Source organism: Microvirga tunisiensis, from assembly GCF_009296175.1.
GTDB lineage: Bacteria > Pseudomonadota > Alphaproteobacteria > Rhizobiales > Beijerinckiaceae > Microvirga > Microvirga tunisiensis.
In genome coordinates this window covers 1-1,277 of record NZ_VOSK01000775.1, presented here as the reverse complement: position 1 = coordinate 1,277, position 1,277 = coordinate 1, and the positions used below count along the sequence as shown (strand labels likewise).

Below are 1,277 nucleotides of genomic sequence, written 5' to 3'. Positions count from 1 at the left end.
TATATCGGTCTTGACGTGTCGTTGAAAGAGACGGCGATCTCGGTGCGGCGGGACGGTAAGCGGATCTGGCGCGGCAAATGCCCGTCGGATCCGAGCCTGATCGCGGAAGTTGTCCGCGAGCGCGCCCCCGAGCCTAAGCGGGTGGTGTTCGAGACTGGTCCTTTGTCGGTGTGGTTCTATCATGCTCTCCGCGCTGAAGGGCTGCCGGCGATCTGCATTGATGCGCGCCATGCCAAGGCCGCCCTCGACATGGCGCCGAACAAAACCGACGCCAACGATGCCGATGGTCTGGCCCACCTGGCCGAGGTCGGCTTCTACCGCGAGGTGCGGGTGAAGGGCTATGACAGCATGCTGGTCCGCACGCTGGTGGCCGCACGGTCCCGGTTGGTCCAGATCACGACCGAGCTGTCCAACCAGATCCGTGGGCTCATGAAGACGTTCGGGCTGGTCGTGCCGCGCAGCAAAGGGGGCACGTTCGAAGCCGAGGTCCAGCGCCTGCTGATCGGGCAGGACGAACTCGCCCGGATCATCCTGCCGATGCTGGAGGCTTGGCGCAGCGTGCGCAGCCGGGCATCTGCCCTGGGGCGCCAGCTTCTGGCCTGCGCCCGGCAAAGTGCGGCCTGTCAGCGGCTGATGGCGATCCCCGGAGTGGGGGCGATCACCGCCACCTCGTTCACAGCCGCCATCGAGGATCCGGAGAACTTCAAGACGTCGCGCTCGGTTGGAGCCTGGCTGGGCCTGACGACCCGGCGCTATCAGTCCGGTGAGGTCGACTATGACGGTCACATCTCCCGCCGTGGCGATGCTCATCTGAGAGGACTGCTCTATGAGGCCGCGACCGTGATCCTGACGCGCACTCATGCCGACAGTGATCTGCGCCAATGGGGGGTGCAGTTGCGCGAGCGGATCGGCTTCAAGCGGGCAGCCGTGGCCGTGGCCCGCAAGTTGGCGGTCATCATGCCCGCGATGCTCAAATCCGGCGAGCCGTTCAACAGGGTGGTTGGCGCCACCGCCTGATCCGGAGAATTCGGATGCGCCTGCCCTGAGGCGTGCTGAGGGGTCCCTGCCGGGACGTGGACGAACCATTCCGCCGAGCCTGTTGCACCTACGAGCCCCAAGCCCGCAGCGTGCGTTTGACACCTTGGAAGGTTCCTCCTGCGAAGCCCCATCATGCGGCGACACTGTCTCGACCGCGAAGACGACACTGCTCCCGGCAAACCACAGCTTCGGCACCAAAAAGGGCTTGCATTCCAACGAGCGATTAGACGACAGGCTCG

Annotated in this window: 1 protein-coding gene; it reads left to right on the top strand. The window is 65.2% G+C overall.

Annotation, left to right across the window (positions count from 1 at the left end; translation table 11 throughout):
* The coding region (locus tag FS320_RS43570; protein ID WP_152718674.1) for an IS110 family RNA-guided transposase at positions 1-1,017 on the top strand (1,017 nt) is incomplete at its 5' end.
* Positions 1,018-1,277 lie beyond the last annotated feature (260 nt).